The organism is Rhodovulum sp. P5 (genome assembly GCF_002079305.1).
In the GTDB taxonomy this organism is placed as follows: Bacteria; Pseudomonadota; Alphaproteobacteria; order Rhodobacterales; family Rhodobacteraceae; genus Rhodovulum.
In genome coordinates this window covers 1,467,369-1,484,121 of sequence record NZ_CP015039.1, presented here as the reverse complement: position 1 = coordinate 1,484,121, position 16,753 = coordinate 1,467,369, and the positions used below count along the sequence as shown (strand labels likewise).

General features: G+C 64.6%; 18 protein-coding genes. 8 read left to right on the top strand and 10 right to left on the bottom strand.

The annotated features are described in order from the left end of the window. Positions 1-13: 13 nt before the first annotated feature. The 5 genes from RGUI_RS07255 to RGUI_RS07235 are packed head-to-tail and all read right to left on the bottom strand — an operon-like array spanning position 14 to position 4,701. Complete coding sequence (locus RGUI_RS07255) at positions 14-715, bottom strand: histidine phosphatase family protein (protein WP_081532438.1); 702 nt, start codon at positions 713-715, stop codon at positions 14-16. Next, on the bottom strand, positions 708-1,784 hold the full coding sequence (locus tag RGUI_RS07250; RefSeq protein ID WP_081532437.1) for an HprK-related kinase B: 1,077 nt from the start codon (positions 1,782-1,784) through the stop codon (positions 708-710). The genes RGUI_RS07255 and RGUI_RS07250 overlap by 8 nt, the downstream gene beginning before the upstream one ends. Beyond that, positions 1,781-2,662, bottom strand: coding sequence for a GAK system ATP-grasp enzyme (locus RGUI_RS07245; protein WP_081532436.1), 882 nt, complete (start codon positions 2,660-2,662; stop codon positions 1,781-1,783). Before RGUI_RS07245 ends, RGUI_RS07250 begins: the two co-directional genes overlap by 4 nt. Continuing rightward, positions 2,655-4,289: an aminoglycoside phosphotransferase family protein gene (locus RGUI_RS07240; RefSeq protein ID WP_081532435.1), complete on the bottom strand. Its 1,635-nt coding sequence runs from the start codon at positions 4,287-4,289 to the stop codon at positions 2,655-2,657. Before RGUI_RS07240 ends, RGUI_RS07245 begins: the two co-directional genes overlap by 8 nt. Then, positions 4,276-4,701: an NUDIX domain-containing protein gene (locus RGUI_RS07235; protein ID WP_253798985.1), complete on the bottom strand. Its 426-nt coding sequence runs from the start codon at positions 4,699-4,701 to the stop codon at positions 4,276-4,278. Before RGUI_RS07235 ends, RGUI_RS07240 begins: the two co-directional genes overlap by 14 nt. Positions 4,702-4,802: 101 nt before the next feature. Here RGUI_RS07235 and RGUI_RS07230 point away from each other — a divergent pair, with 101 nt between their 5' ends. Then, complete coding sequence (locus tag RGUI_RS07230; RefSeq protein ID WP_081532433.1) at positions 4,803-5,999, top strand: GAK system CofD-like protein; 1,197 nt, start codon at positions 4,803-4,805, stop codon at positions 5,997-5,999. A 336-nt stretch (positions 6,000-6,335) separates the two neighbouring features. On the opposite strand, the gene RGUI_RS07225 is transcribed toward RGUI_RS07230, so the two are convergent. Continuing rightward, entirely contained in the window at positions 6,336-7,964 is a 1,629-nt protein-coding gene (locus RGUI_RS07225; RefSeq protein ID WP_081532432.1) for a PAS domain-containing methyl-accepting chemotaxis protein, read from the bottom strand. A 746-nt stretch (positions 7,965-8,710) separates the two neighbouring features. On the opposite strand from RGUI_RS07225, the gene RGUI_RS07220 reads away from it, so the two are divergent. The 7 genes from RGUI_RS07220 to RGUI_RS07190 all read left to right on the top strand — a co-directional run bounded on the left by RGUI_RS07220 (position 8,711) and on the right by RGUI_RS07190 (position 14,032). After that, on the top strand, positions 8,711-9,136 hold the full coding sequence (locus RGUI_RS07220; protein WP_081532431.1) for a FeoA family protein: 426 nt from the start codon (positions 8,711-8,713) through the stop codon (positions 9,134-9,136). Then, on the top strand, positions 9,133-9,369 hold the full coding sequence (locus tag RGUI_RS07215) for a FeoA domain-containing protein (RefSeq protein WP_081532430.1): 237 nt from the start codon (positions 9,133-9,135) through the stop codon (positions 9,367-9,369). The genes RGUI_RS07220 and RGUI_RS07215 overlap by 4 nt, the downstream gene beginning before the upstream one ends. Beyond that, the gene (gene feoB / locus RGUI_RS07210) at positions 9,366-11,690 is read left to right on the top strand and encodes a Fe(2+) transporter permease subunit FeoB (RefSeq protein WP_081532429.1); all 2,325 of its coding nucleotides are present in this window, start codon (positions 9,366-9,368) and stop codon (positions 11,688-11,690) included. The genes RGUI_RS07215 and feoB overlap by 4 nt, the downstream gene beginning before the upstream one ends. Before the next feature lie 9 nt (positions 11,691-11,699). Then, positions 11,700-11,966 carry a FeoC-like transcriptional regulator gene (locus RGUI_RS07205; RefSeq protein WP_081532428.1) on the top strand — a complete coding sequence of 89 codons (267 nt, stop codon included), beginning with the start codon at positions 11,700-11,702 and terminating at the stop codon, positions 11,964-11,966. 72 nt (positions 11,967-12,038) lie between these two features. After that, positions 12,039-13,019, top strand: coding sequence for a CDF family Co(II)/Ni(II) efflux transporter DmeF (gene dmeF, locus RGUI_RS07200; RefSeq protein WP_081532427.1), 981 nt, complete (start codon positions 12,039-12,041; stop codon positions 13,017-13,019). A gap of 215 nt (positions 13,020-13,234) precedes the next feature. Beyond that, positions 13,235-13,441, top strand: a complete 207-nt coding sequence (locus RGUI_RS07195; RefSeq protein ID WP_081532426.1) for a heavy-metal-associated domain-containing protein — start codon at positions 13,235-13,237, stop codon at positions 13,439-13,441. Between the two features lie 117 nt (positions 13,442-13,558). Further along, positions 13,559-14,032 carry a DUF411 domain-containing protein gene (locus RGUI_RS07190; protein ID WP_081532425.1) on the top strand — a complete coding sequence of 158 codons (474 nt, stop codon included), beginning with the start codon at positions 13,559-13,561 and terminating at the stop codon, positions 14,030-14,032. Between the two features lie 215 nt (positions 14,033-14,247). Here the strand turns inward: RGUI_RS07190 and RGUI_RS07185 are convergent, their stop codons facing one another. The 4 genes from RGUI_RS07185 to RGUI_RS07170 form a co-directional block, all read right to left on the bottom strand. After that, on the bottom strand, positions 14,248-14,802 hold the full coding sequence (locus RGUI_RS07185; RefSeq protein ID WP_081536003.1) for a hypothetical protein: 555 nt from the start codon (positions 14,800-14,802) through the stop codon (positions 14,248-14,250). A 296-nt stretch (positions 14,803-15,098) separates the two neighbouring features. Continuing rightward, positions 15,099-15,335 carry a thioredoxin family protein gene (locus RGUI_RS07180; protein ID WP_081532424.1) on the bottom strand — a complete coding sequence of 79 codons (237 nt, stop codon included), beginning with the start codon at positions 15,333-15,335 and terminating at the stop codon, positions 15,099-15,101. Positions 15,336-15,346: 11 nt separating this feature from the next. Beyond that, entirely contained in the window at positions 15,347-16,408 is a 1,062-nt protein-coding gene (locus tag RGUI_RS07175; protein ID WP_081532423.1) for a permease, read from the bottom strand. Then, positions 16,405-16,695, bottom strand: a complete 291-nt coding sequence (locus RGUI_RS07170) for a metalloregulator ArsR/SmtB family transcription factor (RefSeq protein ID WP_081532422.1) — start codon at positions 16,693-16,695, stop codon at positions 16,405-16,407. The genes RGUI_RS07175 and RGUI_RS07170 overlap by 4 nt, the downstream gene beginning before the upstream one ends. Between the last annotated feature and the right edge of the window lie 58 nt (positions 16,696-16,753).

Here is a 16,753-nt window from a genome sequence, read left to right as displayed (position 1 = left end):
CTTCGTATCGGGGTCAGTCAAGCACCGCGTCACCCGACGCCCTGACTTTCCACGCACCTTCGAAATGGCGCCAGCTACCATGCCGACTGTAACAGAACAGTAACGGTCTTGCATGATGCATCGACAGCCCGGCAAGCTGCGCTTCCGACAGAAGACCCAAATGGCAGGCCGCGTGCCGGAACGACGCCCCGTGCCCCACGAAAATGGTTACGCGCCGCGCCGGGCCGGGGTTGGCGACTGTTTCGCGCAGATATCGGGCAACCCGCGCCCCGGCCTGCATCAGGCTTTCTGCCCCTTCCAGCGGAAGCTGGTACTGGCTGTTCGATTTCCAACCCGCGGGGGGTGGATCATGGCGCGGATCGGCCGAAAGGATCGCCTCGATCTCGTTGACGGTCAGATTGGCGGCACATCCAAGGCCGCGCTCGGCCAGCGCGCCGGTTTCACGGATCTCGGCCACGCTGTGCCCATGTGCGCGCAGGCAGTCGGCAACCTCCGTCGCGGTTTGCCAGGCGCGCAGCTGGTGCGAGCAATGAATGACCGGGTCGGGTTGAAGGTCGGCTTCGGCGATCATCGCGGCCAGCGCCGCACCACCGGCCCGCGCCTGCGCGTGGCCCTCCTCGGTCAGCGGATAGGGCTGGCGCGCCGACGGGGCACCGGCGCGCTGGTGATAGGCGCCGTGGCGCAGCAGGGCGACGAACCCGGCCGGTTCAGCCATCGAACAGCGCGCGGGCCTGATCGGCCAGCGCCTCGAAATCGACGCGACCCGACACCTCGCAGACGCGCACATCGCGAAGCGCCGCCAGAAACGGGGCCGGGTCGGGCACGGCGCCATTGCCCTGAAAATGGCCGTCAGGGTGCTGATAGAACGGCCCGGGGCTTTTCATGATGGCCGCCAGCAGGTCAGGCCGATCGGCCAGCGCCACGTCGGTCACGACGGTTGGCCCGGACATGTCCCGGTGCCAATTGAGCACGAAAAACGCCGCCAGCGGGGCGGCGTATTGTACCCGCCCCGGTCCATAGACCTCCCGTATGATCAGGTCGTGTTTTTCCTCAAGCGTCCATAGCGCCTCCGCAGGCAGCGCGGCCAGGTCCGCCCGGCGGTCCGCGTCGATAAGGGGCCATAGCCGTGGATTGCCAAGAATGGTGCCGGGGTTGATACGCGGATGCTTGGGGATCCCCAGCGCCTCGGGCGGCGGCCCGGCCCGGACCAGCAGCCGGTCGTTCGACACAAAGCGCAGCCGGTCATCCTCCATCAGCCTGAGAACCGAGGTCGACTTGCCGCCGCCCGACAGGCCGGAAATCGCAAGGCTGCGCACGCCGTCGGTCACAGCCGCGGCATGGCACAACTGCCAGCCCGCGCGCAGGCAGGCATTGAGGATCTGGGTGTTGATGAAATTGATGACAGTGCTGACATTTTCGGCCGCGGGGCCGAAGGCCATCGCATGATGCGGCGATTGCAGAAAGGTCATCCCGCTGCGCACCTTGCGGATCAACCGGGCATCCTGCAGATCGGCCACGGCATCCTTGCGGCCGGTCTTGCCCGGATCGCGCTGCCAGTCTTGCCAGTCCGGTTCGGGGCGCAGCGCCTGGCCGGGCAGGATATGTACGGTGGGGGCATCTGGCGCCTCTCCCAGCGCCTCGTCGAAATAGGCCACAAGTTCGGTACGCAGCGGTTCGGGGCACAGCACGCGCAGGCCCACCGGGCCGATCTTCAGACAAAACGGCGCGGCGGCCTCGGCGGCGGACAGGTCGAGCGCGGCGATGACATCCTTGGCGGTTTTCATGCCGACACCTCTTTGAGGACATGATCGGCCACAAGCCCGGCCGCGTCGATCCCGCACCCCTCCAGAGCGCCGCGATACCCGCCAAAGGCAGAGACCTCGAAGACGATGGGCCCGGCCGGCGTCAGTGCAATATCGACGGTGGTGAAGGTCAGGTCAAAGGGGGCCTGCGCCCGGCGCCCGAGTTCGATCAGGTCAGGATCGGGGTCGAAGGGCGCGTATTTTCCGCCGCTGTGGATCGTGGTGTTCCAGCTGCCCGACTGGCCGATGCGGCCATAGGTGCAGACATGGGTGCCATCCAGAAACACCATGCCCAGATCCTGGCCCGACAGGTCCAGCTTTTGCTGGATATACATGACCGGGTTTTCCGCGCGAAAGGCGGCGATACGGTCTGCCGCATCGGCCTGCCCACAGTCGAGCAGCAGCATGCCGCGGGCCTTGGTCGAAAACAGCGGCTTGAACACGGCGCTGCCAAAGCGGTTCAGCGTGGCGACGGCTTCGCCCATGTCTTCTGTGACCACTGTCGGCGGCATCGGAATATGGGCATTGGCCAGCGTCACCGTGCAGGCCAGCCTGTCCATCAGCCGCAAGATCGCCTCCGGCCGGCTGAAGATGCGCACGCCGCGCGCCTCGGGCAGACGCAGCATTTCCAGCCGGTCCAGCGCCCCGGGGCTGTAGGTTTCCGCGATCTTCTTGACCACAAGCCCGTCAAGCGCGCACACATCCATCCCGTCGCAGATCAGCGCCCCGGCAGCAAGGTCAAGCCGCGCCCGCCCCATGTCGATGACCTGCCGATAGCCCGTTCGCGCCTCAAGCGCGTCGGCCAGCGCCTCGGTCGACCATTTGCCGGGTGTCCCGACGACTCCGATCTTCTTAGTCACGGAATAGCATCCTTACAGGCAGTTTGAACCGCGCCTCCCGGCCCTCGGGCACAGCCAGCGCGGCGTTCAGGATATAGCGGGCACGCAGCATCATGCGGCGCGCATGGCCGGGGTCCAGCACGAAGCGCGTCGAAGTGGCAAACGACCGCGCCAGCCCCAGCGCAAGGCGAAACTCAAACGTCTCATCCCCCTGCCGGCGGGCGAATTTCGCGGCCATGTCCCGCATGCCGCAGGCCACCTGCGCGATACGGGACCGCGTGGCGGTATCCAGCACCTGGAGCCGGTAATTCGATACCATGAAGACCGACACATCCTGCACATAGTCCATATAGCGGGAGCGGTGCAGGTCGATGAACCGGATCTTTCGCTCCACGGCGTCGTAAATCACGTTGTCCAGATTGAAATCGCCGTGAATCCAGACCGAAAACGGTGCGGGCAGGGTTTCTTCCCGCGCGGCGGCAGCGGCGATCATCTTGTCGAGGCCGTCGATCTCCAGCCCCTGAATGCGCTTCTGCCCGGTCGCGAAACCGGGATGCAGGCGATAGACGTCGGGCATGCGCAGGGCCATCTGCTGCATCGCCTTCATCTGCGCGGGCTTGTCGTTTCTGGTCTGGCGCCAGATGTCGCGCACCGTCTTGTGCAGGGCCTTCTGCGCCTCGGCCAGCCGGGCCTCGGACCCGCCAAGGACGATATCCTCGAAAGTCTCGCCGTCGAGATGCTCGATCAGCAGCGCGGCAGAGTCCCCCCGCTTTTCGTAAGACAGGATCTTGGGGGCAAGGCCGGGATAGACAGAGTTCCAGCTTTGCACGCCCACGCGTTCTTCCTTGACCTTCTTGCGGTCGCCATCCTTGAACACCGCATCGATCACCTTGCCATCCCCACCCGGCAGGCTGACCCCCGAAATCGCGCTGCCCGACCGGGTTTCGGCAAGCGGTTGCAGCGTGACCTCCTCTTCCTCACCGCCGACGCCCGACAGCACGCTGCGCAGGGTGAAATACCGCTCGAACTGAACGGACTGGCCGATATTGATCGACAACAGCGCCTCGCTGATCGCGCGCAGCGCCTCGCCCATGCGGCGCACCTCGTTCAGTGCCAGAAGCGCGTTGGCCAGATCGGCGGTGTGTTTCGACCCCTGCATATCGCGGGTATAGGTGCGAAACAGCTGGTCATAGAACGCCTCCAGCTCTTCGCAGGTCTGGCCGATTGTCACCGCGCGGCGGCTGTCGCGCTTGGCCAGCGCTGTCTGGATCTGCCCGACCGATCCCGCAACGGCGCGCAGCGGGCGCCCGAACGTCTCGGGCCGCAGCAGGCGGGGGCGCTGCACGCTTTCGGCATGGCGCACCGCGCGGCGGCCAAGGCGCGAGATCAGGTCGAGATTGCGGGCAACCGTATCGACCCCCTGCAGGTGCATCTGCCGCGTCCGGCCCGCCTTGCCGCGCAAGAGCCCCGCAAGACAGGCCTTGCGCACGCGCCCCGACAGGTTCTGCGAATAGCCGGCCCGCTGAACAAGACGCTGCGCGATTTCGCTGCGCGGGGCACCGAAATACTCGATCAGAAGGGCAAGTTGCCCGTCCATCTCGGCCAGAAGAAAGGTCAGGTTCTCGGTGACGGCGTCAGGCAATTTCATGGCTGAAACACCCAAGATAGGCGGGCGCATCCGACTGCATTAGCACGCGGTCATATCGGGGCAGAAACAGCGGGCCGTCGGTGACCGGATCGGCCCAGATCGTGGCGACCTGCCGTTTGTCGGGTCGGGGGCCCATCTGCGGGGTGTACTCCGGCGGCAGCGTGCAGGCGAACAGCATCTCGGTCAGATGGCGCGGCCCATCGGGCCGGGTCTGCAAGACATCGGCCACATGCAACAGCCCGCCGATGGCCGGGGCGATGCCGATTTCCTCTTCGCATTCACGGACAAGGCAGGCCTGCATGGTTTCACCGAACTCCTGCCGGCCGCCGGGCAGGGTCAGATAGCGCCCAAGGCCGGGGCGCTCTTTCACCTGAACCAACACCCGATCACCGTTTCGGATGACGGCCCGCACGGTTGGGCGTATGCAGGGGGAAACGCACATAGGCCTTTATCCCCGAAGCGAGCCGCATTTCCAAGCCGGAAGCGCGGCCCATGCAACAGGACAGCAGGCGCATGGCCGGCACGAAGATCACGATCGAGCGCGACGCAGAGCTGCCCGATGCGCTGCGCGTTTCCCGTGCGATGAGCGCACCACATCTTGGCCCACGGCTTCTGTTTTTCAGCGGTGGCAGCGCGCTGAACGGGATCGCGCGGGAATTGAAACGCTATACGTTCAATTCCATCCATCTCATCACGCCGTTCGACAGTGGCGGCAGTTCGCAGGAATTGCGCAAGGCCTTCGACATGCCGGCCGTGGGCGATTTGCGCAGCCGCCTGATGGCCCTGGCCGACGAAACCGTTCTGGGTCAGCCTGAAATCTTTGCGCTGTTTTCGCATCGGCTGGCCCGCGACGCCCCGCAGGCGCGACTGCGAAGCGAAGTACAGGATCTGGCCCGCGGCCGGTCCCCGCTGATCAAGGCGATTGCCAGGCCGATGCGGACCCTGATCCAGTCCTTCCTGCAGGATTTCGCAAGCCACGCGCCCGACGGGTTCGACTATCGCAATGCCAGCATCGGCAACCTGATCATCGCCGGGGGGTATCTGCGTAATGACCGGGCGCTGGAGCCTGTGCTGTTTCTGATGTCCAAGATGGTCGATGTGCGGGGCACCGTGCGGGCCGTGGTCGACGCAAACCTGCATCTTGGCGTCGAACTGGCCGATGGGCGCCGCATCATCGGACAGCGCCACATGACGGGCAAGGAAGTGCCGCCGCTTGACGTGCCGATCCGCCGCGCCTTTCTCAGCGACGGGCAGAACGACCTTTCCCCACAAGACGTGCCGTTGTCCAAGCGCAACCGAAAGCTGATCGCGCAGGCCGATGTGATCTGCTACGCGCCGGGCAGCCTGTATTCCAGCATCGTGGCCAATCTGCTGCCGGCCGGCGTGGGACAGGCCATTGCCGCCCGGCATGTGCCCAAGATCTATCTTCCCAGCCTCGGGCATGACCCCGAAGCGGCAGGTCACAGCCTGGCCGATCAGGTGTCGGCGATCCTTGCTCCCCTGAGGGCCGATGCCGGCGACCGGCTGCCCGACTGCCAACTGATCTCACATGTTCTGTGCGATGTCGGGCAAACGCGTGCGGCTTGCGATGCGGTCACGGAACGCCACGGCATCCCCTGTGCAAGGCTCGATCTGGCCGATGACAGCCGGGCCGACCAGTCCCGCTATGATGCGCGCAAGGTCTGCGAAGCGCTGCTTTCCGTGGTCTGAGGCGGAACGGTCTCACCTCTCTGTTGTGCCATGTCTGAACCGGTCCCTGAAACGGCGTCAGGTGACGACGGCCGGCGCCTGCCTTCTTCGTGCCAGATTTGCCGGAGGCCCGTCTTCTTCAGCGCAGAACCTTCGGTGCCTTCCTTCCATCCTTCGCGCTTGTGGTGCTTCCTGGCCTGACACGGCGTGGGGCACTCATGGCGCAAAGCAATGCGCTCGATCCCGCGGCCAGCGGGGCGGACTTTTGCACGCAACGCGCCCCAACCGTGGTGAGGTCCGTTCTGGTTTTGGGCGCAACTGGGTCCGGTTCGGCACCTTCGAAAACCATCTCTGGCTTCAGAAATTCGCGGCCTGCTGATGGTAGGTGTCGATGCTGTCCTCACCCGTGGTGCTGTCCATCGATTGGGCGAGATCGCGCAGGCCCCGTGCGCGACCGGTCAAGTCGGATGCGCCGCTGGCACTTCTTTCGGCGAGCGATGCGGTCTGATCGGTCAGGCTGTTCAGCTTTGTGAGAGCTTCGACGATCCGGGTCAGGACGTTGCCGGTTGCCGACACATATTCGGCGCCCTCGTTCACCTGACGGGAATTCTTCTTGACCAGATCCTCGATCTGGTTCGTCGCGTCGGCCGTTTTCTGGGCCAGCGCCCGAACCTCTGATGCCACGACGGCGAAGCCCTTGCCCGCCTCGCCAGCCCGCGCGGCCTCGACGCTGGCATTCAGTGCCAGCAGGTTGGTCTGAAGCGAAATCTCGTTGATCGTCTCGACGATCTGCGAAATCTGGCCAGAGCCCTGTTCGATCAGCCGCATGGCTTCGACGGTTTCCTCAACCGTCTGCTGAACCTTCGATTTGCCTTCGCCCGCGCGGGCTTGCCCATCGGGGCCTTTTGACGATGGTGCGGGTCGCGCGTCCGACACGATCCCCATGGCCACGGCGGTTTCTTTCAGCGTTGACGCCTGAACATCTGCACGGCCGGACAAATCGCCGGCGATTTGCGCAAGGTCCTCGATCTCGTGCAGCATCCGGTCGCTGTCGTGCATGATGGCCTCGACAAGCCGTTCGTGGCGCTCCATCGCCCGGTTGAAGTTCTCGCGCAAGCCGGTGAACTCGCCTGCAACCTCAGCCCCCATCCTGACATGCTTCTTGCCGTCGGCCAGATCCTGAAGGCCGCGGGCCAGCCCCTCGGTTGCGATGTTGCGCAATGTCTCTTCGGTGATGTCGGTCGCGAATTTGACGATCTTCATGACCTTGCCGTCATCGTCCAAGACCGGGTTATACGTGGCCTGAATCCAGACCTCGCGCCCGTTCTTGCCCAGCCGCTTGTATTGCGCCGCCTGAAACTCTCCTCGCCCAAGGCGTTGCCAGAACGCGGTGTAGTCGGGGCTGGCCGCATCTTCGGGGTCGACAAAGATCGAGTGGTGTTCCGCGACGATCTCGTTCAGGGCATAGCCCATCGTGTTGAGGAAGTTCTCGTTGGCCTCAAGGATCGTGCCCGAACTGTCGAATTCGATCACGGCCTGGCTGCGCGACACCGCGTCGAGCATTGCCCTTGTTTCGACGTCGACGGCGTGTTCCCGCGTGATATCGGTGGCGAATTTCACGATCTTGTCGATCTTGCCATCGTCGCCGTATGTGGGCGTGTAGGTCGCCTGAAGCCAGATGTGGCGCCCGTGTTTGCCCACGCGCTTGAAGCGCTTGGCCTGCGTGGTACCGCGGCCGAGTTCCTTCCAGAAGGTGGCATAGTCCGGGCTCTCGGCCTCGTCGCGGTCCATAAACAGCGAATGGTGCTTGCCCTGAATTTCGGTGAGCTCATAGCCGACGGTCTTCAGGAAATTGGCGTTCGCGTCGAGGATCTTGCCCGATGGGTCAAACCAGATGATCGCCTGAATCCTGTCGGCCGCGTCGGCAAGGGCGCGGTGCCTGAACGCGTGCGGATCTTGCCCGAAGGCCTTACGCCATAACCTCATTCTGCACTCCCGCTCTGTCGACCATCTTAAAGCCGATAGGTCTTTCGATATCCTGAAGGCGTTCACACGGCCCCCAAGCAATGCCTTGGGATTCCGCCGTTCATCCCGGCAAGTCCCTAACGTGCCAAGAAAGCGGGCCGTTCGATCGCGCCGGATATGCGCCGTCGCGTCAGGCCGAACTCGGCGCAACTCCACCTTTGCTGGCGCTGATATCGTTCAGACCGGACAAGAATATCTCTTTTCCGGGGCAGAACGACGACATCGACCGGGGTAGGCGGGCCTTTCTTGGGGGCCTCTTCCCGCGCGGCATATCGGTAGTGACGTCGAAGCTTGCTTCGGTTCCGGCGGGTGGCGTGTTTCAAATCGGCTTGCTAAAGCGGCGGATGTTGAACCAGTCACGGTGGACCACGGAAACCTCCCTGCCATCCCCAGGCAACGCTGGACCTCGTTGCACCCCGCAGCCCAGAGGAATTTGGAGCGACTGCCGATGGCCATCTGAGGAATGAACCCGTCTTGGCCAGGCAAGTCCACGGGACGGGGTATCCGGTCATGTACCGCGCGGCTGCCCTGTCGGAATCGCCCAATCCTGCAGCAACGCGCTCTTTCCGTCGCTCATGGATCGATCAAAAATCAGAGTAAAACAGTCAGACACCTTGACGGCTTGATCTGGATCAAGGCATGTCCATCGGCATCCCAAAATAGATGACCGTATTCGTCGGGAATTTCTGCCAGAACAGGGAACGCGCATGACCAGAACTCTCAACATCCGCGAAAGCGCAGGCGAAACGCCGCATATCGCACGTCAGTCTTGGGGTGTTCCCGGTCGGGGTGACAGCATCGCAGACAGCGAGGATTGTCGCCATGCCGCGGGTCAGTCCTGTTGCGTGCCGAGTGGTGCTCCGTCCGATTGCCTGTCCGGGCCGAATGCATGCCCGCTTGCTCTGGCCGACGAGGGCGTATGGCTGCGGGTCGTGGCGTTGCGGTCGGGCCGGAATGCCCATCATCGCCTGACCGACATGGGGCTTGCCGTGGGCGCGCGGGTCCGCATCCTGAAGCGTGGCGGTGGCTGCCCGATGCTGATCGGGGTGGGTGACTGTCGTCTGGCGCTTGGTCATGGCCTTGCCGGCAAGGTGCTTGTGGAACCGGCGAATGACGATGGGGGCGAGGCATGATGCAAGGCGCGCTTCCGAAAGTCGGAGAGACCGCGCGGGTCAAGGGCTTCGCGCGTGGCAACCGGGCCGGCCGTGAACGTCTGCTCACCATGGGCCTGACCCCCGGCACCGAATTCACGATCACCCGCGTCGCCCCCTTGGGCGATCCCGTCGAAATCCGGGTTCGCGGTTTCGCGCTGTCGCTGCGCAAGGACGAATTCGCCCTGCTTACCCTTGAGGAGGGCACCCGATGACCGCGCTGACAATCGCCACCGCCGGCAACCCCAATTGCGGCAAGACGACCTTGTTCAACGCTCTGACCGGGTCGCGTCAGCGCGTCGGCAACTGGGCCGGCGTCACCGTCGAGCGCAAGGAAGGCAGCTTTACCCACGGTGATGCGTCGGTCACCGTCGTCGATCTGCCCGGCACCTATTCATTGGGCAGCGTGTCCGAAACCGGCCTCGATGAAAGCGTCGCGCGCGACTACATCCTGTCGGGCGAACCGGACCTCGTCATCAACATCGTCGATGCCTCCAACCTTGAGCGCAACCTGTATCTGACCGCGCAACTGGTCGAGATGCGCGTGCCGATGATCGTCGCGCTGAACATGATCGACATGGCCGAGGAAAACGGCGTGCGCGTCGATCCCGTCGCCTTGTCAAAGCGGATCGGCTGTCCGGTTGTCCCCATCGTGGCGTCCCGCAAGAAGGGCGTCGAAGCCCTGAAGGATGCCATCCTGGCCGCCGCAGAGGCCCCGGCCGCGCCCGAGGCGAATGTCTCCCATCCGACCGAGGTCGAAGCGGCAATTTCCGCGCTTTTGCCCGCGGTGACGGATCTGGCCCATTCCCGGCGGGTCGACCCGCGCTGGCTGGCGGTCAAACTGCTGGATGGCGATCCCGCGGCCGAGGCGATGGCAGACCCCGCGCTTCGCACCCTTGCAGAGGAAGAACGGATCCGGGTCGAGGACAGTCTGGACGAAGACATCGACATCCTGCTGGCCGATGCACGCTACGGCTTCGCCCATGGTCTGGCGCGTGCTTGCGTCAAGCGCACCCACCGTATTTCGCATACCCTGTCGGACCGGATCGACACGGTGGTTCTGAACCGCGTGCTCGGCATCCCGATTTTCCTGTTCGTGATGTATCTGATGTTCCTGTTTGCGATCAATTTCGCGAGCGCCTTCATCGACTTTTTCGACATCCTGACCGGCACGCTGCTGGTGGACTGGCTGACCGAGATGCTGACAGGTGCGGGCGCGCCCGAATGGCTGATCGCGCTGTTGCCGCAGGGCGTCGGCGCGGGCATCCAGACCGTCGCCACCTTCATTCCGGTCATCGGTTTCCTGTTCCTGTTCCTCACCTTCCTCGAGGATTCAGGCTACATGTCCCGCGCGGCCTTCGTGATGGACCGGTCGATGCGCGCCATCGGTCTGCCGGGCAAGTCGTTCATCCCGATGATCCTGGGCTTCGGCTGCACGGTGCCCGCGGTCATGGCGACCCGCACGCTCGACAACCGGCGCGACCGGATCATGACGGCGATGATGGCACCCTTCATGTCCTGCGGGGCGCGGCTGCCGGTTTATGTGCTGTTTGCCGCGGCCTTCTTCCCGACCGGCGGGCAGAACATCGTCTTCGCGCTTTACCTGCTGGGGATTGCCGCCGCGGTGCTGACCGGGCTGGTGCTGAAGAACACGCTCCTGCGCGGTCAGACCTCGCCCTTGATCATGGAATTGCCACCCTATCACATCCCCACCCTGAAAAGCGTGCTGCGCACCACATGGGAGCGGCTGAAGGGCTTTCTCTTCAAGGCGGGCAAGATGATCGTCGCGGTGGTGGTGGTGCTGGGCTTCCTCAACTCTCTGGGCACGGACGGATCCTTTGGAAACGAGGACAGCGACCGGTCCGTGCTTGCCTCGATCGGCAAGGCCGTCACCCCCGTGGTGGAGCCGATTGGTATCCACGAAGAGAACTGGCCCGCCACCGTCGGCCTGTTCACCGGGATCTTTGCGAAAGAGGCCGTGGTCGGCACGCTGAACGCGCTGTATGGCCAGATGGCCGAGGACGAAACCGACGAAGTGGAAACGTTCAGCGTCATGGCAGGCATCAGTGAGGCCCTAGCCTCGATCCCGGCCAACATGGCCGATGCGGTGGCCAGCCTGGCCGATCCGCTTGGCCTGAATATCGGCGATGTCACGGATCAGGCCGCCACGGCAGCGGATCAGGGCGTCGATGCGGGTATCTTCGGGGCCATGGTCGCGCGCTTTGACGGCACGGCCGGGGCCTTTGCCTATCTTCTGATGATCCTTCTCTATGCGCCCTGCGTTGCCGCCACGGGGGCGATCTGGCGTGAGACCGGCACCCGGTGGGCGCTGTTCGCGGTCAGCTGGACAACGGGGCTGGCCTATGGCTCTGCGGTCATTGCCTATCAGGCCAGCCGTCTGGCCACGCATCCCGCGACGGCCGGGTCGTGGATTGCCGGGGTGCTTGTGGTTCTCGCCTCGGTCCTGGTGGCGATGCGCCTTGCATCGTCGGCCGCCACAAGGCGGCCGGCCTCTTCCTCGGTTCCGGCCGAGTAGGAGCGGGCCATGCTTTTGTCCGACATCCGCTCCTATTGTGCCGAGGCTCAAAATGTCTCTCTTCAAGAGCTTTCGAACCGGTTCGACACCGACCCCGAAGCGATGCGGGGGATGATGGAGGTGCTGGAAGGGAAAGGCATGATCCGCAGTTGCGGTGACGCCCCGGCCCGATCTTGCGGAGGCTGCCGCGGCTGTTCCCTTGGCTGCGGAGCGCAAGCGCCCTTTTCCGACGCCACCTACCAGTGGGTCGGGCGTGCGAGAAGAAAGACCCGCTGATCAAGGCACGGGGCGCCGCCCGGGCGGTCCGCAATCGATGAAAACACCTGTGTAGGCACGGGAAGGCCCGACATGCACGATCATACCCATCATCACAGTGCACCGTATGCCGGCGGGGACGGCCCGCATGACCATGTCTTCCTCGGCGCGCATCATGACCGCAATGCCCGCCGCACCTGGATCGTGATCGCCATCACCGCGACGATGATGGTCGTCGAGATTGCGGCCGGCACGATCTTCGGGTCCATGGCGCTGGTCGCGGATGGCTGGCATATGTCCACCCATGCCGCGGCCTTGCTGATCACGGCACTGGCCTACCGCTACGCCCGGCGCCACGCCCACAATCCGCGGTTCACCTTCGGCACCGGCAAGCTTGGCGATCTCGCGGGCTTTGGCAGTGCGGTCGTTCTGGGCGTCGTGGCGCTTCTGATCGGCTGGGAAAGTCTGCTGCGGCTTGCCAGCCCGGTCGAGATCGACTTTACGCAGGCGATCGCGGTGGCCGTGATCGGTCTTCTGGTAAATCTCGGCAGCGCCGCCTTGCTGCACGAAGGCCATGATCACGACCATCACGGTCACGGTCACGGTCATGGCCACGGTCATGGCCACGCCCATGACAATAACCTTCGCGCGGCATATCTTCACGTTCTGGCCGATGCGCTGACCTCGATCCTTGCCATCGTCGCGCTTCTGGCGGGGAAGGCCTATGGCTGGGTCTGGCTGGATCCGATGATCGGGATTGTGGGTGCATTGGTGATCGCACGCTGGTCCTGGGGGCTGCTTCAGGATGCCGGGCGTGTTCTGGTCGATTATGTGCCCGAGGAAGACGACCTGCCGAACGAAATCCGAGGCGTGCTTGAGGATGACGACACGCGCATCACCGATCTGCACGTCTGGCAGCTTGGCCCCGGGCATCACGGGGCCATCGTGGCGCTTCACACCGATACCCCCAACGCCCCCGCAAGCTATCGGGCACGCCTGTCCCACCTCCACACCCTGTCGCATGTGACCATCGAGGTAGAACAAAGGCAGGTGCCGTCCCGCGCCGCATCCTGAAGGGGCCGCGGGACCGGCGCGTATTGCTGCATCCGCTCGACGCCCTTCATCGTCACGCCGCCGTTGGATCGCGCACTATGGCCTGAAGGCGCGGCTTCCATTCGCAGGAAGGCCAAGCCGAAACACGCACGTTTTCGAGAGGCGCCCTCCTGGCCTTGACCTTCCAGCGCGTGGAAGCCGCATGTTGAAGGGTGAGAAACCAAGTGGAGCCCAACATGAAATTCAGCGTGCCTGATATGAGCTGCGGCCATTGCACCGCCGCAATCGAGAAAGCCATCATGGCGAAAGATGCCGCGGCAAAGGTCGGCTGCGATCTCGACACGCGCACCGTCGCCGTAACGACGTCGTTGAGCGAGGCCGATCTTGCCGCCGCCCTCGAACAGGCAGGATATGCGGCAACGCCACTCGCCACGGATGCCTGACCGGATCAGGCCAGACGGGCCGGATGTGGGACGCCGCCGGTATAGGCCGGAACCGGCCGATCACTGGATCAACATGAACAAGACGGGCGGCTTTGCCCCGAAACGGAGGAGATCGAAATGACCGGACCCGCACTCGCGCGCAGGGGGTTCCTGTTGTCGGCGGCGGCAGGGCTTGTTGTGGCGGCGCCTGCGCTGGCCGCAGCGGGACCACGCATTCACGTCGTCACGGATCCCGGTTGCGGATGTTGCTCCGCATGGATGCGGATCCTCGACGCCGACGGCTTCCGCGTGACCAAAGAGGCGGCGGCCGGTGTGGCGCTCATCCGCTACAAGCTGGACAAGGGCGTGCCGCACAGCATGGTCTCTTGCCATACCGCGATGGTGGCGGGGTATGTGGTCGAGGGCCATGTGCCCCCGGCCGACATCTGGCGCCTGTTGGCCGACCGTCCGGATGCGGTGGGACTGGCGGTGCCCGGTATGCCTTATGGCTCGCCCGGCATGGGACCGGAAAGCCGGCGCGAGGCCTATGACGTGTTCCTCCTCCGAAGGGATGGATCGACCGAGGTCTTCGCCAGCTACGACGCCGCCTGAGCCCTGGGGCTTCCAGTCTGCTGAAAAAACCGAGACCCCGCTTTCGCAAGAGAAGACCATTCCTTGTAGGCGATGATGGGGCAAGGCAAGTAGGGACGCGGCTCTCCGGGGCGAGGGTCGGGCGCGGCCCGGGCTAGTCGCCCGGACCAGCTTCGGGACGATGGTCCGAAAGGTTTCGGCCGCAGGCGCATGTCGTGTGCTTGTTCAGCAGCCTGCTAGTGACCGCCATGCGGGGCCTGCCCCCGAGCGATGGCAAGGTGATGGGGCTGGTGGTGGCCGCCCAGCGCCATGATCCCGAAAAAGCCGAGGCCCCGGATCATCTCGGGGGCTGGCCCGGTCACGGTCAGGCGCACGCCGTCGGGCAACGGCTCCGTGGCCATCATCAATCCCTGGGCCCCAGTCATCATTGCGGCATGGGCCGGCACCATCGCCCGGATCGAGGTTGCCACGTCTGCGCTCTCCGCGGTCACGGCAAAGTCGGCGCCGCCGTCGATATCGCGCGACGCGACATTGGCGTGCAGGGTGACGTTGTCCATGTCGACCAGATGCTGGCGCAGGGCATCGATATCCACGCGCGACCAGTCCGTGGCCGGGTCTGCCTGCAATATCCCGACAATCTCGGCAATCGCCGCAAAGGCCGCCTGTCCTGCCTCGGTCGGCCCATCCAAAGGCGCGCCCATATGATGGCCCGCCATGTCGTGACCCTGCTGGGCCATGGCCATCGCGGGAAGCGCAACAAGCGCAATCGTCGGCCAAAGTCGTCGGATCATTTCCATCGCGTCCTCGCGTCCGATGCCCATCGCCAAGGTTCGCTGAAAAGAGTGCGGGCGCGACCGCCCCGAGCGCAAGTCAAACGAACCCGTTTGCGGTCACGGCTTCGTCATCCACCGCTCCGCATCATGCCGCCGATGGCGTGGCTTGCGTCAGATCCCGTGACAAGCATGAGGGGCCCCGGTCACCGTCGCCCATCCTGTCGGCATATTACTGAAGCGGCGGGCCGAGATTTACGTTCGGCGCGCCGGTCTGTTGCGGTGAGGAGGCAGGGAGCGTGCCAGGAGCCGGCGGCTCAAGCGGAGAGCCAGCCTTCCAGCTTGCTCCCTTCCGGCAGCCCGCCCGCATGAACCAGCTTGCCGTCGATGCTGATCCCCGGCGTCGACATCACGCCCGCCATGGCAATGGATTTCGCATCCGTCACCTTCTCCACCTCGACGGCGATGCCCAGCCGTGCGGCGGTTTCCTTCACCATATCTGCGGTCGTGTCGCAGCGCTTGCAGCCGGGGCCATAGACCTTGACGTTCTTCATGTCGTTCTCCGTCAGAATATCGCGTTGAAGAGGAAACCCACGGCAAGGATGCCGCTGCCCACCACGCCGATGAAAACGGCGATCAGGCGGAGCGTCAGAACCTGCCGCAGGATGATCATCTCGGGCAGGCTGAGAGCGATCACCGACATCATGAAGGCCAGCACCGTGCCCAGCGCAGCGCCCTTGCCCAACAGGGCTTCGACGATGGGGATCACGCCGGCGGCGTTGGTGTACATGGGGATGCCAAGGATGACCGCGGCGGGCACCGACCACCACGCATCCGCGCCCATGATCCGCACCATCAGGTCCTCTGGCACATAGCCGTGGATCAGGGCCCCGATGCCGATGCCCGCGAGGATCCAGATCCAGACCTTTGAGACGATATCGCGCACCGCTTGCAGGCCGGCGCGGTAGCGGTCGACCATGGTCATCGCCTCGCCCTCGATCGCACCGGGGCCATCTGCACTTGTGTGGATCCCGCGCACCCAGTCCTGCAACCAGCCTTCCAGCCGCAGCTTGCCGATGACAAAGCCGGCGACGATGGCGATGGCCAGCCCGAATAGCAGGTAGGTCACCGCCACCGTCCAGCCGACCAGACCGAACAGCAGGACCAGCGCGACCTCGTTCACCATCGGTGCCGCGATCAGGAACGAGAAGGTGACGCCCAGCGGCACGCCCGCCGAGACGAAACCGATAAAGAGCGGCACCGCCGAGCAGGAGCAGAACGGTGTCAGGATCCCAAGCCCCGCCGCCATGACGTTGCCCACACCCTCGGCCCGGCCAGAGAGCAGGGCGCGGGTCTTTTCGGCGCTGAAGAAACTGCGCACCACGCCCATCGCGAACACAATCAGCGTGAGCAGCATCATCACCTTGGGCACGTCGTAGAGGAAAAAGGCGATGGCCTCGCCCGTATGGGTCTCGCGCGCCACCGGCAAGAGCGCGGTCAAAGCCTCGGCCAGCGTGTGCAGTTGGCGGTAAACGAGGACCCAAGCGGCCACGGCGGCCAGCACGCCGAGATGCCAGAGCCAGCTTGGTTGCGGACCGGCCGGGAAATGTTCGGTTTCAGTCGTCATGCGACGTTCCTTTCGCCGGCTGCGGCCGCATCCAGCACCGCCGCCAGAACCGCCGCGATCTCGGGCGGCAGGTTCGGGTTTCGGCGATATCGGACCCATTGCGCATCGCGCCGGTCGGTCACGAGGCCCGCCTGTTTCAGCACCTTCATGTGCCGCGACATCCGGCTTTGCGTGGCGTCGAGCCGGGCCATCAATTCGCAGACGCAATGTTCGGACCCGTCATCAAGCAGGCGCATCGCCTCCAGCCGGGTCGGTTCCGCAAGCGCGGTGAGGACAGGGAGGATCATGAGACGCCTCTTACATGCGCTCTTGCGCATAAGCAAGCGGGCGATGCGCTGGACCCCG